Source organism: Marichromatium sp. AB32 (assembly GCF_003718675.1).
Lineage (GTDB): Bacteria > Pseudomonadota > Gammaproteobacteria > Chromatiales > Chromatiaceae > Marichromatium > Marichromatium gracile.
The window spans coordinates 142,034-160,814 of record NZ_RHFJ01000001.1; the positions used below are offsets into that span (position 1 = coordinate 142,034).

The 18,781-nt window shown below is 66.2% G+C and carries 23 protein-coding genes; 6 read left to right on the forward strand and 17 right to left on the reverse strand.

What is annotated here, in order from left to right:
- Positions 1–28: 28 nt before the first annotated feature.
- The 5 genes from EBL85_RS00695 to EBL85_RS00720 all read right to left on the reverse strand — a co-directional run bounded on the left by EBL85_RS00695 (position 29) and on the right by EBL85_RS00720 (position 3,669).
- Entirely contained in the window at positions 29–709 is a 681-nt protein-coding gene (locus EBL85_RS00695) for a flagellar hook assembly protein FlgD (RefSeq protein WP_123140781.1), read from the reverse strand.
- Positions 710–719: 10 nt separating this feature from the next.
- Positions 720–1,139 (reverse strand): flagellar basal body rod protein FlgC, encoded by a 420-nt coding sequence (gene flgC / locus EBL85_RS00700; protein ID WP_123140782.1) that lies wholly within the window; start codon positions 1,137–1,139, stop codon positions 720–722.
- Positions 1,140–1,142: 3 nt separating this feature from the next.
- The gene (gene flgB, locus EBL85_RS00705; protein ID WP_123140783.1) at positions 1,143–1,547 is read right to left on the reverse strand and encodes a flagellar basal body rod protein FlgB; all 405 of its coding nucleotides are present in this window, start codon (positions 1,545–1,547) and stop codon (positions 1,143–1,145) included.
- Between the two features lie 251 nt (positions 1,548–1,798).
- Positions 1,799–2,611 carry a protein-glutamate O-methyltransferase CheR gene (locus tag EBL85_RS00715; protein ID WP_123140784.1) on the reverse strand — a complete coding sequence of 271 codons (813 nt, stop codon included), beginning with the start codon at positions 2,609–2,611 and terminating at the stop codon, positions 1,799–1,801.
- Between the two features lie 125 nt (positions 2,612–2,736).
- Positions 2,737–3,669, reverse strand: a complete 933-nt coding sequence (locus EBL85_RS00720) for a chemotaxis protein CheV (RefSeq protein WP_123140785.1) — start codon at positions 3,667–3,669, stop codon at positions 2,737–2,739.
- 257 nt (positions 3,670–3,926) lie between these two features.
- On the opposite strand from EBL85_RS00720, the gene flgA reads away from it, so the two are divergent.
- From flgA to EBL85_RS00750, 6 genes are all read left to right on the forward strand, one after another.
- The gene (gene flgA, locus EBL85_RS00725; protein WP_123140786.1) at positions 3,927–4,676 is read left to right on the forward strand and encodes a flagellar basal body P-ring formation chaperone FlgA; all 750 of its coding nucleotides are present in this window, start codon (positions 3,927–3,929) and stop codon (positions 4,674–4,676) included.
- Positions 4,677–4,776: 100 nt separating this feature from the next.
- Complete coding sequence (gene flgM, locus EBL85_RS17155) at positions 4,777–5,088, forward strand: flagellar biosynthesis anti-sigma factor FlgM (RefSeq protein WP_165913552.1); 312 nt, start codon at positions 4,777–4,779, stop codon at positions 5,086–5,088.
- Between the two features lie 26 nt (positions 5,089–5,114).
- The gene (locus EBL85_RS00735) at positions 5,115–5,591 is read left to right on the forward strand and encodes a flagella synthesis protein FlgN (protein ID WP_062274522.1); all 477 of its coding nucleotides are present in this window, start codon (positions 5,115–5,117) and stop codon (positions 5,589–5,591) included.
- Positions 5,592–5,655: 64 nt separating this feature from the next.
- The gene (locus tag EBL85_RS00740) at positions 5,656–6,366 is read left to right on the forward strand and encodes a flagellar brake protein (RefSeq protein ID WP_123140788.1); all 711 of its coding nucleotides are present in this window, start codon (positions 5,656–5,658) and stop codon (positions 6,364–6,366) included.
- 500 nt (positions 6,367–6,866) lie between these two features.
- Positions 6,867–7,751, forward strand: a complete 885-nt coding sequence (locus tag EBL85_RS00745; protein ID WP_123141877.1) for a flagellar hook-length control protein FliK — start codon at positions 6,867–6,869, stop codon at positions 7,749–7,751.
- Positions 7,748–8,062 carry an EscU/YscU/HrcU family type III secretion system export apparatus switch protein gene (locus EBL85_RS00750; protein ID WP_123140790.1) on the forward strand — a complete coding sequence of 105 codons (315 nt, stop codon included), beginning with the start codon at positions 7,748–7,750 and terminating at the stop codon, positions 8,060–8,062. Before EBL85_RS00745 ends, EBL85_RS00750 begins: the two co-directional genes overlap by 4 nt.
- Before the next feature lie 32 nt (positions 8,063–8,094).
- Here EBL85_RS00750 and EBL85_RS00755 read toward each other — a convergent pair whose 3' ends face one another.
- From EBL85_RS00755 to flhF, 12 genes are all read right to left on the reverse strand, one after another.
- Positions 8,095–8,541 carry a DUF2802 domain-containing protein gene (locus EBL85_RS00755; RefSeq protein ID WP_123140791.1) on the reverse strand — a complete coding sequence of 149 codons (447 nt, stop codon included), beginning with the start codon at positions 8,539–8,541 and terminating at the stop codon, positions 8,095–8,097.
- A gap of 67 nt (positions 8,542–8,608) precedes the next feature.
- Positions 8,609–9,004, reverse strand: coding sequence for a hypothetical protein (locus tag EBL85_RS00760; RefSeq protein WP_123140792.1), 396 nt, complete (start codon positions 9,002–9,004; stop codon positions 8,609–8,611).
- A 71-nt stretch (positions 9,005–9,075) separates the two neighbouring features.
- Positions 9,076–9,561, reverse strand: a complete 486-nt coding sequence (locus EBL85_RS00765) for a chemotaxis protein CheW (protein WP_123140793.1) — start codon at positions 9,559–9,561, stop codon at positions 9,076–9,078.
- A 77-nt stretch (positions 9,562–9,638) separates the two neighbouring features.
- A complete protein-coding gene (motD, locus tag EBL85_RS00770) occupies positions 9,639–10,574 on the reverse strand; it encodes a flagellar motor protein MotD (protein ID WP_123140794.1) in 936 nt (311 codons plus the stop codon).
- An 8-nt stretch (positions 10,575–10,582) separates the two neighbouring features.
- Positions 10,583–11,326, reverse strand: a complete 744-nt coding sequence (locus tag EBL85_RS00775) for a flagellar motor protein (protein WP_123140795.1) — start codon at positions 11,324–11,326, stop codon at positions 10,583–10,585.
- Position 11,327: 1 nt separating this feature from the next.
- Positions 11,328–12,437, reverse strand: a complete 1,110-nt coding sequence (locus EBL85_RS00780) for a chemotaxis response regulator protein-glutamate methylesterase (protein ID WP_123141878.1) — start codon at positions 12,435–12,437, stop codon at positions 11,328–11,330.
- A 3-nt stretch (positions 12,438–12,440) separates the two neighbouring features.
- Positions 12,441–14,555 (reverse strand): chemotaxis protein CheA, encoded by a 2,115-nt coding sequence (locus EBL85_RS00785; protein ID WP_123141879.1) that lies wholly within the window; start codon positions 14,553–14,555, stop codon positions 12,441–12,443.
- Between the two features lie 35 nt (positions 14,556–14,590).
- A complete protein-coding gene (locus EBL85_RS00790; RefSeq protein ID WP_123140798.1) occupies positions 14,591–15,361 on the reverse strand; it encodes a protein phosphatase CheZ in 771 nt (256 codons plus the stop codon).
- Positions 15,362–15,516: 155 nt separating this feature from the next.
- Positions 15,517–15,891, reverse strand: coding sequence for a chemotaxis response regulator CheY (gene cheY, locus EBL85_RS00795; RefSeq protein ID WP_005224626.1), 375 nt, complete (start codon positions 15,889–15,891; stop codon positions 15,517–15,519).
- Between the two features lie 47 nt (positions 15,892–15,938).
- Positions 15,939–16,694 carry an RNA polymerase sigma factor FliA gene (locus EBL85_RS00800; protein WP_369957890.1) on the reverse strand — a complete coding sequence of 252 codons (756 nt, stop codon included), beginning with the start codon at positions 16,692–16,694 and terminating at the stop codon, positions 15,939–15,941.
- Positions 16,691–17,515 carry a MinD/ParA family protein gene (locus EBL85_RS00805; RefSeq protein ID WP_123141880.1) on the reverse strand — a complete coding sequence of 275 codons (825 nt, stop codon included), beginning with the start codon at positions 17,513–17,515 and terminating at the stop codon, positions 16,691–16,693. Before EBL85_RS00805 ends, EBL85_RS00800 begins: the two co-directional genes overlap by 4 nt.
- Positions 17,502–18,776, reverse strand: a complete 1,275-nt coding sequence (flhF, locus tag EBL85_RS00810) for a flagellar biosynthesis protein FlhF (protein WP_123141881.1) — start codon at positions 18,774–18,776, stop codon at positions 17,502–17,504. Before flhF ends, EBL85_RS00805 begins: the two co-directional genes overlap by 14 nt.
- Positions 18,777–18,781: the final 5 nt, after the last annotated feature.

The window sequence follows — 18,781 nt, forward strand, 5'->3', positions numbered from 1 at the left end:
CTACCGGCGCGCCGCATCCATGCGCGCGTCAACTGCCGATGCGGAACACACTGTTGAAGTCGACGTTGCCGAGCCCCTGCACCTGGAGCACCAGGCCACTGTCCTCCCCGCCCAGGGCGACGCTGCTGACCTCGCCACTGACCAGGGTGTAGAGCGCCTCGGTGCTCTCGCCGAGCAGCGCCCTGGACTTGAACTCGTAGGTGCCGCTGGGCGCCTCCGTTCCGTCGTTCGTCAAGCCGTCCCAGGTGAAGTCATGCAAGCCCGATGCCTGGGTACCGAGATCCATCGAGCGCACCACCTGTCCCGCATCGTTGTAGACGTCGACCGTAACGCCAGTCCCGGAGCTCGGCAGACTGATCGCTCCCGCCACCGTCTCCCCCGACTGGAACTCGAAGTCCTCGACCGGCACCAGTACATCGCGACCGACCAGGGACGCGCCCTGCAGGGTCTGCCATTGGCTGAACGACTGCGCCAACGACTCGAAGGCGACGGTCAGCTCCTCGATGCCGGTGACGGTGGAGAACTGCGCCAGCTCGCCGATGAACTCGCCGTTCTCCATCGGGTTGAGCGGGTCCTGGTTGGACAGCTGGGTGGTCATCAGCTTGAGGAAGTCCTCCTGGCCGAGCGAGTTGTCGATCGGTTCCTTCTTGGTGCCCTCGTAACTGCTGAGCCCCAGCCCAGTGAGCACGTCGGTATTGATTTCACTCATGGCGAGGCTCCTAGCTCTGACCGATGCGCAGGGTGCGCTGCAACAGCTGGCGCGAGGTGTTCATCACCTCGACGTTGGCCTCGTAGCTGCGCGAGGCCGACATCATGTTGGCCATCTCCTCGACGACGCTGATCGCCGGGCGGAACACATAGCCCTCCTCATTGGCCTGCGGGTGGTTGGGCTCGAAGGTCGGGATCGGCTCGGCGGTAGAGTCGACGATATCGGCCACCCGCACCGGGCGGGCCGCGCCCGTGGGGTCGCTGCGATCGAGCAGGGTCTGGAACAGCACCTGCTTCGACTTGTAGGTCTCCTCCGGCGAGCTCGCCGCGGTATTGGCGTTGGCCAGGTTTGAAGCGACGGTATTCAGTCGCACCGACTGCGCGGTCAGCGCCGAGGCCGAGGTATTGAAGACACTGAATAGGGTGCTCATGCCTTACTCCTTGCGTAGTGCGGAGCGGATGCCGGAAACCCGACGATTGAGGAACTCGAGGCTGCTCTGGAACTGCATGGCGTTCTCGGCGAAGGCGGCGCGCTCGAACTGCGGGTCGACGGTGTTGCCATCAAGCGACGGCTGCGACGGGATGCGATAGAGCGGCGCCATCGCCGAGTCCAGATCCGCGCGCGGCAGCGGCAGATGGCCCTGCCGGGTCTGCTCCAGTGGCAACAGATCGTCACGCTCGACCTGGGTGGCGAGCGCAGACCTGAAATCGATGTCCTGTGCCTTGTAGTTCGGGGTGTCCGCGTTGGCGAGGTTCGAGGCCAGCAGCTCCAGACGCTGTGCCCGCACCCGTACCGCCGCGGGCTGGATCCCCAGTGCCTTGTCGAGTGAAAGACTCATGTGGAACACGCCTGTGGCATTGACTTGCCGAAGACAATGCAAACATTAGGCCAACCTGGAGGCTGGAGGCTGGAGGCTGGAGGCTGGAGGCTGGAGGCTGGAGGCTGGAGGCTGGAGGCTGGAGGCTGGAGGCTGGAGGCTGGAGGCTGGAGGCTGGAGGCTGGAGGCTGGAGGCTGGAGGCTGGAGGCTGGAGGCTGGAGACGACCCCGCCGCGAACAGACAGGAGCGCGAGCGGGGTCGTAGAGAGGCGCTAACGACGCCTGAGCACGGCGCCCTTTGGCGTGCGGACCATCTCGAAGGCGTTGGTATAGGAGCCGACCGATTCGGAGGCTCCGACGAAGAGATAGCCACCCGGCTCCATCTGTTTGGCAATGCCGTCAAAAACCCGACGCTTGGTCTCGGCCGAGAAATAGATCAGCACGTTGCGACAGAAGACGATCTCGAACTTGCCGAGCGCGGCATAGGACTCCATCAGGTTGAGCTTCTGGAAGCGGACCCGACGCTGGATATCGGGCTTGATGCGATGCCCGTTGGGCACGGTCTCGAAGAAACGGTCGCGCCGTTCCTTGCTCAGGCCGCGCACGATCCCAAGCCCATCGTAGACACCACCACGCGCCTCGGCGAGCACGGTATCGGAGAGATCGGTGCCGAGCACGCTGGTCTGGATGTTCTTCGGCGGAAAGCTCTGCTCCCACTCGGCCAGCACCATGGCGATGCTGTAAGGCTCCTGACCGCTCGAGCAGGCCGCCGACCAGATGCGGATCGGGCGTTTCTTTTCCGCCAGCTCGGGCAGGACCACGTGGCGCAGGATCTCGAACGGATAGACATCACGAAACCATGAGGTCTCGTTGGTGGTCATCGCGTCGATCACACGCGACTTGAGCGTCGGGTCCGCAGAGCGGCGCAGCGCGCGCAGCAGCTCCTCGACACTGGAGAAGGAGAACTCACCGAGCAGGCGTGAGAGCCGACTGGAGACGAGATACTGACGATTCTCACCCAGCACCAAGCCGCAGCACTCGGAGAGAAAGCGCGAGAATTCTGCGTAGTCTTGCGGATCTATCACGACAGACCTCTGGCCAAACGTCCGTTCGCATCCGCCATGCACTGGCGCAGGACCACGCTGATCGAATCACTCAATGGAATACTCACACTTTCTATGCATCAGGAAGACTGTAAGGGCCATCTCGCTCAGGAGTCGTCCGCGGGTCGGCCACCATGCTTCATCACCATCGCGGCCAACTCGTCCGGATCGAACTTCGGCAGGAAGTCATCGGCCCCGGCGCGCTTGACCATATCGGCGTTGAACTGCCCGCTCAGCGAGGAGTGCAGCACCACCGGCAGATCCTTGAGCTTGCTATTGTCGCGGATCTTGCGGGTCAGGGTATAGCCGTCCATACGCGGCATCTCGATGTCGGAGATCACCATCTCGATGGTGTCCGAGACAGCGCCAGTCTCGGCCAGCTCCTCGAGGAAGTCGAGCGCGGCGCGACCATCGGAGCGGGTCTCGACCTGGAAACCGATCTCGCCAATGGCGCGCTCGATCTGCTTGCGCGCGACCATCGAGTCGTCGACCACCAGGATCGACTTGTGATGATCGATGTGCTCGGCCCGCTCCAGGGTGGTCTCCGAGACATCTTCCTTGAGCTGATTGATGGCAGCGAACACCCGCTCGACATCGATGATCTGCACCAGCCGCCCCTCGACCTCGGTGACCGCCACCAGATAGCTTTCCTGTTCGGTCCCTCGTGGCGGCGGCTTCACCGTCTCCCAGTTGACGTTGACGATACGATCCACCGCCGAGACCCAGAAGCCCTGCACCGAACGGTTGAACTCGGTGACGATCACCTTGGCATCGGTATCATCCCCCGGCCGGTCGACGAAGCCGATGGCCTGCGCCAGATCGATGATCGAGACCGTGCGGTCACGGATCGTCGCCACGCCGCGCACGATCGCGCTCGCCCCGGGCAACTGCTGCAGCTTGGGGCGAGCGATCACCTCGCGAACCTTGAACACATTGATACCGAACGTCTGGTCGCTGCCGAGGTGGAACAGCAGCAGCTCCATGCGATTCTGCCCCACCATGCGGGTACGTTGATCGACGTCGTCAATAAACTGACTCATCTACCACCTCCAAGTCGAGGCCCGCCGGCCCGGGTGATCATGCCTGAGCATGATAGCCTAAGCCGACAGGCTTCATGAACGAATTCGGCGCAGCCGTCCTCTCCCACTCGTCTCTCCGGGGCATCATGACCCAACGAGACGCCACCACCGACCCTGCCCCGGGCTACGCTCAGGCGCGATTTCTGCATGCCATGGCGTATCGGACAGCCGACCCGGCGCGTCGGCACCCCGCCAGCATCCATTCAGCGGTGATCCCCATGCAACCATCCACCTCTATCGACAACCCGACACGGCGCACCATCAGCCTGGCGATCGCCCTCGCCGGTCTCCTCAGCCTGCTGTTGTGGCCAGCGCAGCACCCCCAGGCTGGCGAGATCGAGTCGGTCGAGCGACTCCGCGATACCGTGGCCACCTATCTCTCGGCGATCACCCAAACGACGGGGACGGACGAGATCGAGGTCCTGGTCGGCCAGATCGACGCCCGCCTGCGACTGGCGCGGTGTGATCGTACGCCGAACGCCAGTCTCGCCCCCGGCGCCCGCACCAGCGGCTCGACCACCGTCAACCTGCGCTGCTCCGAGCCGGTGCAATGGTCGATCTTCGTCCCCGCCCGTATCGAGCGCCACACCCAGGTCGTGGTGGTCGCCAGGCCGATCGCCCGCGAGCAGCGTATCCAGGCAACCGACCTGCGGCGTGAACGCCAGGAGGTCTCGAGCCTGAGCGGTGGTTACTTCAGGGACCCGAACGCCGTGATCGGCATGGAAGCGCGCCGCGCGCTCACTCCGGGGCAAGTCATCACCAGCGCCCACGTCGCCCCGCGCAAGCTCGTCGAGCGCGGACAGCTCGTCACCATCTACTCGGGAGACGGCGGCCTGATGGTCCGAATGTCCGGCGAGGCGCTCGAGGATGGAGCGGCGGGAGAGCGCATCCGCGTGCGCAACCGCTCCTCGCGCCGGATCGTCGAAGGCTATGTGGAACCCTCCGGGCATATCCACGTACCATTGTAGCCATATGGTGGGGCTGCGACGGGCACACGACAATGGACTACAGTTTCCTGGTCGACGGCCGTTATCAGCTGTGAGCCCACGTCGATCGGAAGCAACGCCAATGGACATCAAGAACCTCACCACGACCGCGTTTCGCACCGAAGGCAACAACTCCGCCGGCAACGGCGTGCGCGGTGGCGCCAAGGCGCCCGAGGGCGAGGCCCAGGCACGTCCGGGCGTCGAGGGTGGGGAGACGGTCACGTTGACCTCAGCGGCCAAGAGCATGAGCGCATCGCGGGGCGAATCGACCGAGCCGCCGATCGACGAGGCCAAGGTCGCGAAGATCAAGCAGGCCATCGCCGAGGGGCGCTATCCGATCGACAACCAGCAGCTCGCCGACAGCGTCATCGAGTTCGAGCAACTGCTGGCCTGAATCACCGTCTGACTTGAGGTTGGCCCATGGAGCACACCGGTCCCTTCGCCCACTCGCTCGAAACGGCGATCGCCCTGGCGACCCGTCTGGAGCAGGCGTTGCTCGACGAGACCCGGGCGATCGAGCTGCGCGATCCCGATGAATTGCAGCGCGTCGTCGCCGGCAAGCAGCAGCTCGCCGACCAGCTCGAGGAAGAGACGTTACGCATGAAGCAATGGGTCGAGGACACCGGCTACACCTTCGACGCCCAGGGCGTGGAGCGGCTGCTCGAGCGCGTTGATCCACGACGCGACCTCACCCCGCGCTGGGATGCGCTGCGGGGCTACGTGGTGCGCTGCGACCAACTCAACCGCACCAATGCCACACTGATCAATCGTGATCGCAAGCGCGTCACCCTGTCGCTGCGCATCCTCCGCGGCGAGGACCCCAACGCCACCACCTACGACCCGCGCGGCCAGGCCAACAACGGCACCCCGCACAGTCGCACCATCAGCCGCGCCTGACAGGCCGACCTCGCCCTGGCCGGAGCCGGACGGCCCCTCCGCCAACCACAGACCGAGCAGCATCATGGCCGCAGAAGAGTTGATCACCAACCCCGGACGGATCTCGACCATCCTCAGCGACATGAATCACCGGCTGCTGGTGGTCAACGTCCGTCTCGATCCCGACGGCCCGCTGTTCGCCTCCTCGCTGATCCGTCTCGATGGTGAACAGCGCACACTGTTTCTCGACGAACTCCACCCCGAGGAGGGACATCAGCAGGTCGGCCAGGCCCATGAGATCCGCGTCTATGGCAACCTGCGCGGGATCGCGATCCGCTTCTCGACCCGGGTGGCCGACATCCTCGAGGAGGACGGCATCGCGCTCTACGCCTGCCCCTACCCCGAGGCACTCAACTATCTGCAGCGTCGCGAGATCTTCCGCGCCGCCCTGCCCTTTGGCGAGATCCGTCACGTTCGTCTGCACCACGTCAACTCCAGTGATACGCTCAACGGCCGGCTGCTCGACCTCTCGGCCAAGGGCTTCTGTCTCGAGGTCGACTGGAGCGATATCGCACGGGTCGAGCCCGGCACCCTGCTGCACTACTCGGGGATGCAGCTGCCGGTCCTGAACGCACCGCTGACCGGCGAGGCAGTCCTGATCAACAGCCGCCCCGTGGCCGAGCCCGGGCGCTTCGCCGCCGGTTTTCGTATCGTCAATCTCGATCAGGGCACCGAGCGCGCGCTGATGCGCGCAACCCTCCACTATCAGCGTGAGGCGCGCAAGGTCGCGGTCTGACCCGCGAGCCCCGCATCACGGCCCGCATGAGCGAACCCATCCCAGGTCAACCATTGCTGCAGCTGCTGAGCAGCAGCCGGATGCAGGGCAGCGCCACGGTACGACAGGCCCTGGAGCTGACCATCGGATTGAAGCTCGAGCTCGAGCTCGCCACACCGAACCGCACCCCAGCGCCCGCCCCGGGAGAGGTCTTCGCCCGGGTCCGTCCCCCGGGCCCGGGCACCAGCTGGTCGGCCCCGCTGCAACTGCGCTTGCTGGCACCACTGCCATCCACGCAGTCGCCAGCACAGGCCAGCGCCCCACAGCCCAGTCCTCAGCTCCCGGGGGCGGCGACATCGACATCAACGCCGCCGCCCCAACCGAACGCCGCGCCCCTGCCCACGCGGCCAACCGCCGAGGTCATCGCGCTGCGCCCGATCCCGACGCTACGGCTACTCCCCGCCCAACCGCCTCCCGCACCGCTCGCGCCCCCTTCGGCAACGCTTGCAAACAGCGAGACGATGACACGCGACTGGCTCACCCAACAGGTCAGGCTGCACCTGCCACAGGCACGCGCACTCGCCGAGACCCTCACCGAATGGAGCAGACGACTCACGACCCAGGAGGCCATCGGCACGGCCCAACCCAAGGGGCAGACACCGGCCCCGAGCACCGCCGCCGTCCCACTCAACGACCGACTCGAGCGTCTGATCAGCCGCCTGCCCGGCCCCAGCACACTCACTGAGCCCGGCGGACTGCAGCGTGCCGTCGAGGGATCAGGGATCTGGCTCGAGGCCCGGCTCGCGCAACTCGCGCTCACACCCGGAGCGCTCACCGATGCGAGTCTCGGTGAGGATCTCAAGGCACAGCTGTTGCAGTTCGCCGACCAGATCAGGCGTCACAACCGGGATGCGGCCGACACCACGGCCCGCACCGCCACGCCCGCCGTGATCAACGCCGGTAAGGCGTTGGAGCACGAGACCGAAGGCATGCTCAAGCAGCTCGTCAGCCTCCAGCTACAACCCTTGGAGCAGGAGGCCGAACAGCCGCGCTGGGTGCTCGACCTGCCCTATCGACACAGCGGCGGTGTCGGCACCGTTCAGGCCGAGATCGAACGCGAGCGAAGACAAGGCGAGGTCGAGGAGGCTGGGTGGACGATCCGGCTGCGGCTGGATCTGGCCGAACTCGGCCCGCTCTCGATTCGCCTGACCCTCAAGGGGCAGCGGTTGAGCGCGAGCCTGCTGGCCGAGCGCGCGCCGACCGCGGCGCTGCTGCGCAGCAGACTGCCGTTGCTGCGCGAACAGCTCGAGGCGCGTGAACTCGAGGTCACCGCCCTGCACGCGGGCCAGGGCCAGACGGCGAACCCGACGCGTCACCCCGGGCCACTGATCAGCGAGCAGGCATGAGCAAGCACGATGATCTTCCCGAGGAGACGCCGAGCAAGGCGGTCGCGTTGCACTGGGACACGCGCAACGCGCCACGCATCACCGCCTCGGGGCTGGGCGTCACCGCCGAGCAGATCGTGCGTATCGCCGAGGCCCACGACATCCCGCTGCACGCCGACCGCCAGCTCGCCGAGGCATTGGCACAGATCCCGATCGGCGACGAGATCCCGGCGGAACTCTATGTCGCCGTCGCCGAGGTCCTGGCATTCGTGTTCGCACTTGCCGGAATCGACCCGCGCCAGCAACACCAGGAGCCGCACGAGCAGGACTGAAGATCGAGAGGCGCGCCGACGCCCAGGCGCTCTCAGGAACCCGTGTCGGACAGCCGATCGGAGGCGTACTCACCACCGATTCCGTGGCCATGCAGGCCGAAGAGCAGTTCGAGTTCGGCGTCGGTCAGGGCGCAGAGTCGACGGACCTGCTCCCGGCTCTGGCCATTGCGGATGAGCTTGATCGCCTGGGCATAGGGACTCTGATCGGCATCGCGCATGCGCATCTCGAGGCGCATCTCCTGCTGCTGATCGGCCAGGCGCTCCAGGGCATTGACCAGCATCACCCGATCCTGACCGCGATGGAAGCTCTCGCCGGCGATCACCCGAAGGTCGCGATGCAAGGTCTGCAGCACGGGATCAAAACGCCTCAGGTCGCGCCGCAACCTGCGTGTTTCGCGCCACAGATAGACGAAGGCGGCGAGCGCGAGCGCTGCCGCCAGCAGTGCCAGGATGGCCAGGATTTCCGCCAGACTGATCAAGGGCCCAGGCTCTCAGCGGTCAGCGGCGAGGCGCGGCCGCGATACAGGTCGCGACCCGGCTTCCCGGCTAGGCATACTCATCGATGAACCCCCGACGTTTCCTGCCGATCAGTCGGCGCGACACACCGCTTCCACCCGAGGTCGGTGGATCATCGCCGGGACGGCGACGCTCAGTTCGTCGTCGATCGCCCAGCCGCCGCTCCCCCTGCCGCCGCTCCTGCCGGCGACGTTCCAGCGCGCGTGGCGCGCCGGCACGACGCTCCTCTGAACGGCGTTCCATGCTGCGACGCTCGAGTCGACGACGCTCGCCCTGGCGCCGTTCGATCTGACGACGCTCGCGCAGCCCGGCTCGGCGACGCAGCAAAGGGCTCCACAGCGCGGCCGCCTGCCCCTGGTCCTCGTCCGAGTCGCGTCCCCTGAGACCGGATTGGACGGGTAGCATCGGCTTGATCGGATCGCTCATACACTCCCTCCTGAGCCGCCTCGACCACCCCTGGCCGGAAGCCGCGGGCCATGCACCCGCGGCACCCAGGATCAGCCGACGCTACGTACCAGCTCCCACTCGTCATCGGAGAGCAGCTTCTCGAGGCTGATCAGGATCGTCAGCCCCTCCTCGGTACTGGTCACGCCGAGGATGAAGCGACTGCTCTGGTCATTGCCCACCGCCGGCGCCGGATCGACCGAGTCGGCATCGATCTGCACGACCTCCGCCACCGCATCGACCAGGATGCCGACATTCTGGTTGTCGATGTCGATGATGACGATGCGCGAGGCTTCATCGGGCGCACGCGGCGGCAGCCCCATGCGCCGGCGCGCATCGATCACGGTGACCACGTCGCCACGCAGGTTGATGATCCCGAGGATGTAATCGGGCACGCCGGGCACCGGCGCGATCTCGGTGATCTTGAGCACCTCCTGAACCTGCAGCACATCGATGGCATAGGTCTCCTCTGCCAGGCTGAAGGTTACGAAGGAGGAGGAGGTGCCCGCGGTGTTGGTCTGGGTGTTTGGTTCGCTCATGGATTCCTCGCCTTGATGTCCGGCCGTCACGCACCGCCGGAGGTCATTCTGAATGATGGTCGGCGGCGGCGCCCGGATCAATCCCCGGGTACGGCGCCGAACTCGTCCACCTCGGGGACAATATGATCACGCTTGAGCCATTCGGGCTCGACGCGTTCGTGAGAACGCGGCGGCGGCCCCGGCAGCACCACGATGGCCACACGCCGATTGCGCGCCCGCCCCTCGGCGGTGTCGTTGGAGGCGACAGGCTGGAACTCACCATAACCGATCGCCACCATGCGACGGGGATCGACGCCATTCTGCGCAAACAGATTGACCACCGTCGCCGCGCGCCCCGATGACAGCTCCCAGTTCGAGGGGTAGATCGAGTTACCGATCGGCAGATCATCGGTATGCCCCTCGACATGGATGCGCGAATCGCGCTTTGCCAGCACCTTGGCCACCTCTTCCAGGACCGGCAGGGCCGCCGGCTCGAGGGTCGCCGAGCCACTGAGGAACAGCAGGCTGGTGTTGATCTCGATCTCCAGCCAATAGGCCTGACGGTCGACCTGAATACGCCCGTCATCGACCAACCCGCCGAGCGCCCCTTCGATCTCACCGGCCATCTCGCCGATCTCGCGTAGTATCTCGCGCCTGCGCACATCCCCTCCCCCCTCGAGGATGCTGCGCATCGCGAGATCGGCGGACACATCGGTCATGTCGACCAGAGGATCGAGCAGCGCCGGGTCGAGCAGCGCCAGGCTGCTGCTGATCGGGGCGAGCGTGCGGCGCATGTCCTCACCGATCAAGGCATCGCCCGGCAACGGCTCACCGATCTGTATCGGCGAGACCTTGGGCTGCGACCCGAAGGCCTGCTCCAGCGAGTCGGAAAGCACTCGATACTTGCCAGCATCGATGCTCGAGACCGCATACATCACCACGAAGAAGGCCATCAGCAGGGTCACCAGATCCCCGTAGGGGATGGCCCAGGCCTCATGGTTGGTATGGTCGTCGTATCTGCGCCGTCGCGCCATGGACCGCCTCAACGCTGGATGAAGCCGCTCAGCTTGTTCTCGATGTTGCGCGGGTTCTCACCCTCTGCGATCGCCACCAACCCCTCGAGGAGCATCGTCTGATAATTGACGCGCGCCTGGATCAAGCCCTTGAGCTTGTTCGACACCGGCAGGAACAGCAGGTTGGCCGAGGCGATCCCGTAGATGGTGGCCACGAATGCTGCAGCAATCCCCGGGCCAAGCTTGCTCGGGTCGGCCAGATTCTGCATCACCGCCATCAACCCCATCACCGCCCCGATGATGCCGAGGGTCGGGGCATAGACCCCCATACTCTCGAAGACCCTGGCACCCTGCAGGTCGAAGTGCTCACGATTGTCGAGATCCGACTCGAGGATCTGTCTCAGCACCTGGGGCTCGGTGCCGTCGACGAGCAGCTGCAACCCCTTGCGGACGAAGGGATCGGTCTCTTGCTCGGAGAGTGCCTCGAGACCGAGCAGTCCCTCACGACGAGACAGATGCGCCCAGTCGACCAGGCGCTTGACCATCGCCAGGGGATCGAGCCTGGGGGTAAGCACCACCCAGGGCAGGATGCGCAATGCATGACGGAATACCGGCAGGCGGGCCTGGACCAGTGCCGCGCCCAGGGTCCCGATCACCACGATGGTGAAGGCGGCGAGATTCCACAGCGCGCCCAGCCCACTGCCCTTGGCGATGGAGCCCCCGACCACGGCCACCAGCCCCAGCAGGAGCCCGACCAGGGTCAGGACATCCATCTCAACAGAGGCTTTTGACGAGCGCCGGCCCGACATCCCTCAACGCAAGCACCTGATCGGCGAGCCCGGCCTCGATGACCGCCGCCGGCATCCCGAAGACCACCGAGCTGGCGGCGTCCTGGGCCCAGATCCGGGCCCCATGCTCCTTGAGCGCGCGCGCGCCCTCACGACCGTCGGCCCCCATTCCGGTGAGCACCACCGCCAGCACCTGACTGCGCAGCGCAGCGACGGCGGAGGTGAAGGTGATATCGACACTCGGCTTGTAGATGGTGCCGGGCGGGCTGTCGACGATCCGCACCCGTGGCTGCGATCCGCCCTCGAGCACCAGCTGCATGCCGCCGGGCGCGAGTAGCGCCACCCCGGGTTTGAGTGCATCCCCATTGGCCGCCTCGCGCACCTCGATCTGGCAGAGGTTGTTGAGGCGCTCGGCAAAGGCCGGGGTGAAGCTCGCCGGCATGTGCTGGACCACCACGATCGGCAGCGGGAACTGGCTCGGCAGCGCCTTGAGCACCTCTTGCAGCGCCACCGGCCCACCGGTCGAGGTGCCGATCAGCAACGCCCGCAACGAGCGTAACGACTCGCCGCGCACACCCGATGAGCGGGGCGGCGGTGCCGGGGTCGGCGACTGAGCCGGCGCCGAGGATGCGGGGGAGGCTGGCACATGACGCGCCTCGGCGCGCGCCGGGGCACGAGCCGCAGTCAGCGCGGGGCCACGTCCCCGGGCCAGCGCGCGCACCCGGCGACGCAGCAGCATCTTGGCGCTGTCCTCGTCCTTGGCCATCTCGCTGAAGCGCTTGGGCAGGAAGTCCATCGCGCCTGCGTCCAGGGCATCGAGCGTGGCGGTCGCGCCATCCGTGGTGAGAGTCGAGAACATCAGGATCGGACGAGGCGACTCGGCCATGATCCGTCGTACCGCGGTGATGCCGTCCATCACCGGCATCTCGATATCCATGGTCACCACATCGGGCTTGAGGCGCTTGACCACCTCGATGGCCTCACGACCATCACCGGCGGTACCGACCACCTCGATGCCGATATCGGCATTCAGGATCTCGACGATACGACGTCGAAAGAAGGCGGAATCATCGACAACGACAACCTTGAGCGGCACGGATCAGCTCCCTGTGGCCAGTTCGGCGACCGTTTCCCGGCGACCGCCGAACTCCGAGCGCCCCATGACCTTGAGCAGCTCGGGGACATCGAGGATCAGTGCGATACCACCATCACCGGTAATCGTGGCCCCGGCGAGCCCGGAGACATGACGCAACCCGAGACCGAGCGGCTTGATCACCACCTCTTCCTGTCCCACCAGGCCGTCGACCACCAGGCCGACCTTGCGCTGTCCGACCTGGACCACCACGACATGGGCCTCGCCTCGTGGCCCCTCGTCCCGACCGGGGCGGACCCAGCGACCGATGTGATAGATCGGCAAGGCATGGCTGCGCACCACGATCGCCTCCTGCTCGTCGACGAAGCGGCTGCGCGAGAGGTCGAGGTCGAGGATCTCGGAGACCGAGGCGAGCGGAATGGCGAAACGCCGCCCGTCGAGGATCACCATCAACGCCGGCAGGATCGCGAGGGTGAGCGGCAGCTTGACCTGCAGCAGGGTGCCCCGGCCAAGCTCGGAGTCGATCTCGACGGAACCGTTGAGCTGGGCGATGCGGGTCTTGACCACATCCATCCCGACCCCGCGCCCGGAGACGTCGGAGATCTCTTCCTTGGTGGAAAAGCCTGCCATGAAGATGAGGTTGAAGGCATCGCGATCGGACAGCCGCTCGGCCATCGACGGCTCGAGCAGCCCCTTCTCCACCGCCTTCAGGCGCAGCGCCTGGGGGTCCATGCCGCGGCCATCGTCCTCGATGGTCAGGGCGATGTGATCGCCCTCCTGCGCCGCACCCAGGATCACCCGCCCGCGCCGCGACTTGCCGGCGGCCTCGCGCACGTCGGGCATCTCGATGCCATGATCGACGGCGTTGCGGATCAAGTGCACCAGCGGATCGGCCAGGGCCTCGACAAGGTTCTTGTCGAGATCGGTCTCCTCGCCATAGGTCTGGAAGTCGATCTCCTTGCCGAGCGAGCGCGAGAGATCGCGGACCACACGCGGGAAGCGACTGAAGACCTTCTTGATCGGCTGCATCCGCGTCTTCATCACCGCCGACTGCAGATCAGCGGTGACCAGGGCGAGCGAGTTGATCGCCTTGGAAACCTCGTCGTCCTCGGTCTGCGAGCGCAGCATGCTCAACCGGTTACGCACCAGCACCAACTCGCCGACCAGATTCATGATCTCGTCGAGTCGGTTGGTATCGACCCGCACCGAGGTCTCGGTCGGAGTGGCAGCCTGTTTGACGGCACGCGCCGCAGCCGCCGCAGCACTGCTCTCGCCCTCGGGCTTCGGCGCCGGCTTGGCGGGGGCGGGCGCGGTGCTCGGCTGTGGCGCCGGCGGGGGTGAGGAAGGCGCGCTCTCGGCCGCCGCCTTCGGCGCGGGCGCCGCAGTGAAGGCGCCCTTGCCGTGGAGCTGATCGAGCAGGTTCTCGAACTCCTCGTCGGTGATGAGGTCGGTATCCTCGCCGGCGGGCTCTTCCTCGACTGGCGGCCCGCCCGCAGCAGAGATCTCGGCGGAAGTCGACGCGGTCGGCTCCGGGGGCACAGACTCGGCGGGCGCAGCACCGGACTGGGGCTGACCGCTGAGCGCATCGAGCAACGCCTCGAACTCCTGCTCGGTGATTTCATCCGCGGGCTCGGCACCCGCCGCCACGGACTCGGAGGGCGGCTCAGGCGCCGCTTCGGGCTCGGCAGGCACCGGCTCGACGGGAGCCGGGGGCGGCTCGGGGGCCGCCGCCGCAGGCGAGGCCAGCTGCTCGAGTTCGGCGATCAGTTCGGGCGCGGCGGGCTCAGGCTCCTTGCCCGATTGCAGGTCGCCGAACATGACGTTGACGACGTCGAGCACCCGCAGCACCGTATCCATCAACTGCGCATCGACATGACGCTCGCCGTTGCGCAGCAGATTGAACACGTCCTCGGCATGATGACAGACCGAGACCAGCGCATTGAGGTTGAGAAAGCCCGCGCCACCCTTGATGGTATGAAAACTGCGGAAGACCGAATTGAGCAGGTCGCGGTTCGCCGGATCCTGCTCCAGATCGATCAGTTGCTCGTTCAAGCCTTCGAGCAGCTCGCCGGCCTCGACCAGGAAATCCTGAAGAATTTCGTCATTCGGGTCGATTGGCATTCACCTTATCCTCTGAACTCGATGGGCTCGGGCAACTAGAAGCCGAGACTGGACAGCAGGGCATCGACGTCGTCCTGACCCGAAACGACATCCCCGAGATCGTCGCTGGTGTTGGGCACCGCCGGCCCGACACCACCCCGGGCGGGTTCCTCGGCCTTCTCGACGGTCGGCTCGACGGGCTTGGCGACAGCCCCTTCCATGCGTCCGCTGGAGAGTCGAATCAAGCCGACCAGGTTCTCCTCGACGTCCTGAACCAGACGGATGACCCGCCCGATGATCTGGCCGGTAAGATCCTGGAAGTCCTGGGCCATCATGACCTCGGACATCAGCGAGCGCAGCCGCTCGGTCTCCTGACCGGTGGCGGAGAAGAAGGCGTCGAGCTCGCGCGCGAACTCGCGGAACTCATCGAGCGAGAGCTCGCGGCGCCGGAACCGCCCCCAACGCTCGGAGAGCCGCACCGCGCTGTCATGTACCCGCTCGGCGATCGGCAAACCCTCGTCGACCGCATTGAGGGTGCGGTGCGTGGCCTGCTCGGTCATGGTGACGACATAGGAGAGCCGCTCCTTGGCGTCCGGGATCTCGTCCTGGGTGATCTCGACCAGACGCGAGTCGCCGCGGAAGCTCTGCAGCGCTTCGTGCAGCTCGCGGGTCAGCTTGCCGAGCTCCTCGAACAGCTCACGCTCGTAGGGGAAGCGCAACTGCTGGATGACCAGACGCGCGCCTTCCTCATCGCCGTTTTGGAGGTGTTCGACCAGCTCCTGCGCAAGTGCAAGCTGTGCGGTCAAACGTGTTTCGTCATTGTCCATCGATTGTTCCCAGGCCGAACGAAAAGGCTACCCGTGACATGGCTGGGCCGGCCATGGAGGCACGTGCCGGAGTGGGCTGAGTCCATGTGTCAGCGCCAGGGGCGAACGATGAGGCGACGGCCGGCGCAGCGCGAGACAGTCGCTTCAGCCCGACCCTAGCCTGCGACCCGCTCGAAGATCTTATCGATCTTTTCCTTCAGTGTCTCGGCGGTGAAGGGCTTGACGATATAGCCGTTGACGCCAGCCTGGGCCGCCTCGACGATCTGCTCGCGCTTGGCCTCGGCCGTCACCATCAGCACCGGCAGCTCCTTGAGCTCAGGGTCGGCGCGGACCTGGCGCAGCAGCTCGATGCCTTCCATGTTGGGCATGTTCCAGTCGGTGATGAGGAAATCGAAGCCACCGCTCTTGAGCATCGGCAAGGCCGTGCTGCCGTCGTCGGCCTCCATGGTGTTATTGAACCCCAGCTCGCGCAGCAGGTTCTTGATGATGCGTCTCATCGTGGAGAAATCGTCCACGACGAGGATCTTCATGCCTTTGTCCACACTGAACTCCCAGTGTCAATTGTCGGATTTATCGATCACAACAGCGACTCACTGCCCTCGCCGGTCCAGTCGGACAACCGTGAGCGCAAGCGGTGCAAGGCCTGACTGCGGATCTGGCTGACACGCGACTCGGTGATGCCGAGCACGGCGCCGATCTCGCGCAGGTTCAACGCCTCGTTGTAATACAGGTTCATGACCAGGCGCTCGCGCTCCGGCAAGCCACCCAGGGCCTGGGCCAGTGCCAGGCGAAACTGCGCCTGAGCGAGCTGCTCCGGGGGCGAATCCTCCGTCCCCGCCAACCAGCGATCGGCTTCCATCTCCGGGCCGCCCAGGTCTTCGATGCCGAGGACGTTGGCGCTCGCACTGTCCTGCAGCATCGCATGATAGTCCGCCAGCCCGATCTCAAGCTCGGCGGCGACCTCGGCGTCGCTCGCCGTGCGCCCCTCGCGCGTCTCCACCTCACGGATGGCTGCGGCGATGCGACGGGTGTTGCGATGGACCGAGCGCGGGGTCCAGTCCGCGCGGCGCAGTTCATCGATCATCGCGCCACGGATGCGTATGGTCGCATAGGTCGCGAAGGTCGCGCCCTGTCCCGCCTGGAACTGGCGCGCGGCCTCGATCAGCCCCACCATGCCCGACTGGACCAGGTCGTCGAGCTGCACCGACGGCGGTAGACGCGCCGCCAGATGATGCGCGATACGCTGTACCAGATCGACATTGGCCGCAACCAGCTCGTCGGGCCGGTCGGCCAGGCTAGGATACCCCTGCAATGGACGTTTCGGGGCCATCAGGCACTTTGCAACATCCGTTCGACGAAAAAGCCGATCCCGCCCAGGTCGGTCTCGGTGATGGGCCAACGATCGACCCGGGTCGCCAACTCGGTGAAGGCGCGCCCCGAGGGACTGCCCGGATACAGGTCGACCACAGGCCCGCGCCGCTGCACGGCCCGACGCAGGTTGTCGTCGAGCGGGATGATACCCGAGGCCTCGAGCATCACCTCCGGCAGGTACTGGGCGCAGACGGCCGAGAGCTTGCGCACCAGACGCCGACCGGCCTCCGGCGAGCTCAACATGTTGCAGACCATGCGGAAACGACGCAAGCCGTGATCCTGGTGCAGCACCTTGATCAGTGCATAGGCGTCGGTGAGCGATGCCGGCTCGTCACAGACCACCACCATCACTTCCTGAACCGCCTTGCAGAAGGCGGTGACCGACTCCTGGACGCCGGCCGAGGTATCGACGATGAGCACGTCGAGCGGCTGACGGTAGGAGCTGAAGGCACGGATCAGCCCGGCATGCTCGGCGGGGCTGAGATTGGCCATGCTGGCGATACCCGAGGCCGAGGGCACCAGCTGCATGCCCTGCGGGCCTTGCACCAACACATCCTCGAGTCCCTCGACCCGCCCTTCGACGAGATCGTGCAGGGTCTTGGTCGGGCGCAGTCCGAGCAGCAGATCGGCGTTGGCCAGACCGAGGTCGGCGTCGAACAGCATCACCCGCCGTCCCATGCGCGCGAGCGCGACGGCGAGATTGACCGAGACATTGGTCTTGCCGACGCCCCCCTTGCCGCTGGCGACGGCGATACTCCTGAGCCGATTGCTAGGCGGTTGCATGGGCAGGCGTCCTGAAGGGCAAGACCGACTCCAGAACCATGCTGCCCTGTTCACCAGGCGTCCGCGTGGACGCCGGCATCGCGTTCATTGCCAGACCATCGAGAGAGGCGCGGGCGCCGCCCGGCGCACGCATGGCGTGCGCCCGCTCCTGGAGCGCCAAGCGGGTGAGATAGAGTGTATCGACCTTGTGGAAATCTTCGGTCATGCGTTGACCATCGCTATAAAAAATCAAACCGAGCCGCTGCTCCATCAACACGGACAGGGTCTCGCCGAGCTGTTCCGTCTCGTCCACCTTGGTCAACACCAGGGCCGAGGGTTCGCTCGACTGGAACGCCTCGAGCACCTGTCTGAGCACCATCGACTGATGGGTAGCGGCAATTACCAGCCAGGTCTCGAGCTCGATGCGCTCGCGCACCTGCGCAAACAATCGGCGCTCGGCGGCATCACGCGCGGCATGCCCGGCCGTATCGATGAGAATCAGTCTGCCATCACCGGCGCGACTCGACAACGCCGCCAGCTCATGCTCGTTCTCGAGCAGCATCACCGAGACCCCGGCCATCTGCCCGAACGCCTGCAACTGCTTGTAGGCGCCAATGCGCTGGCGGTCAAGTGAGACCAGGCTGACCGAGTCGCGTCCCATGCGCCGGATCTGGCGCAGCGCCAACCGCGCCAGGGTGGTGGTCTTGCCCACCCCGGTCGGCCCCACCAGCGCCAGCATGCCCCCCTGGTCGAGCACCGGCGACTGTGCCGTCGGGATCGCCGCCGAGAGCCGCGCGCGCAGCCGCGACCAGGCGCTCTCGACCGAGGTCTCCTCGAGGATCCCGCCGGCGAGACTGCGCGCGAGCTTCTCGGTGAAGCCACAGTCGGTCAGGCGCGTCACCAGTTCGGCGGCGAGCGGATGACGCGCCGCCCAGCGCGCCGACTCGCTGGCGTTCTGGTGTTGCACCAGCAGGCTGCGCAGGTCGCAGAGTTCACGCCGCATCGCCGCGATCTCGGGGTCGGTAGGCAGGGTCGCGGTCGCCGGCACCGCCGGGCGCGGAGCACGCGCCTCGGGCGCGCTCGCGCGCTCGCGGCGTGGCGCACGGGTCGGTACCGTCGGTGCCGGCGCGGCGGCCTGATCGCCCTCGTCGAGCGCGGCGATCACCTCCAGCATGCCATCGACCCGACGACTCGACAGGATCACCGCATCCGGTCCCTGCAGCTCGCGCACCTGACGCATCGCGTCGCGCATGTCCCGTGCCGTATAGCGCCTCACACTCATGGTCG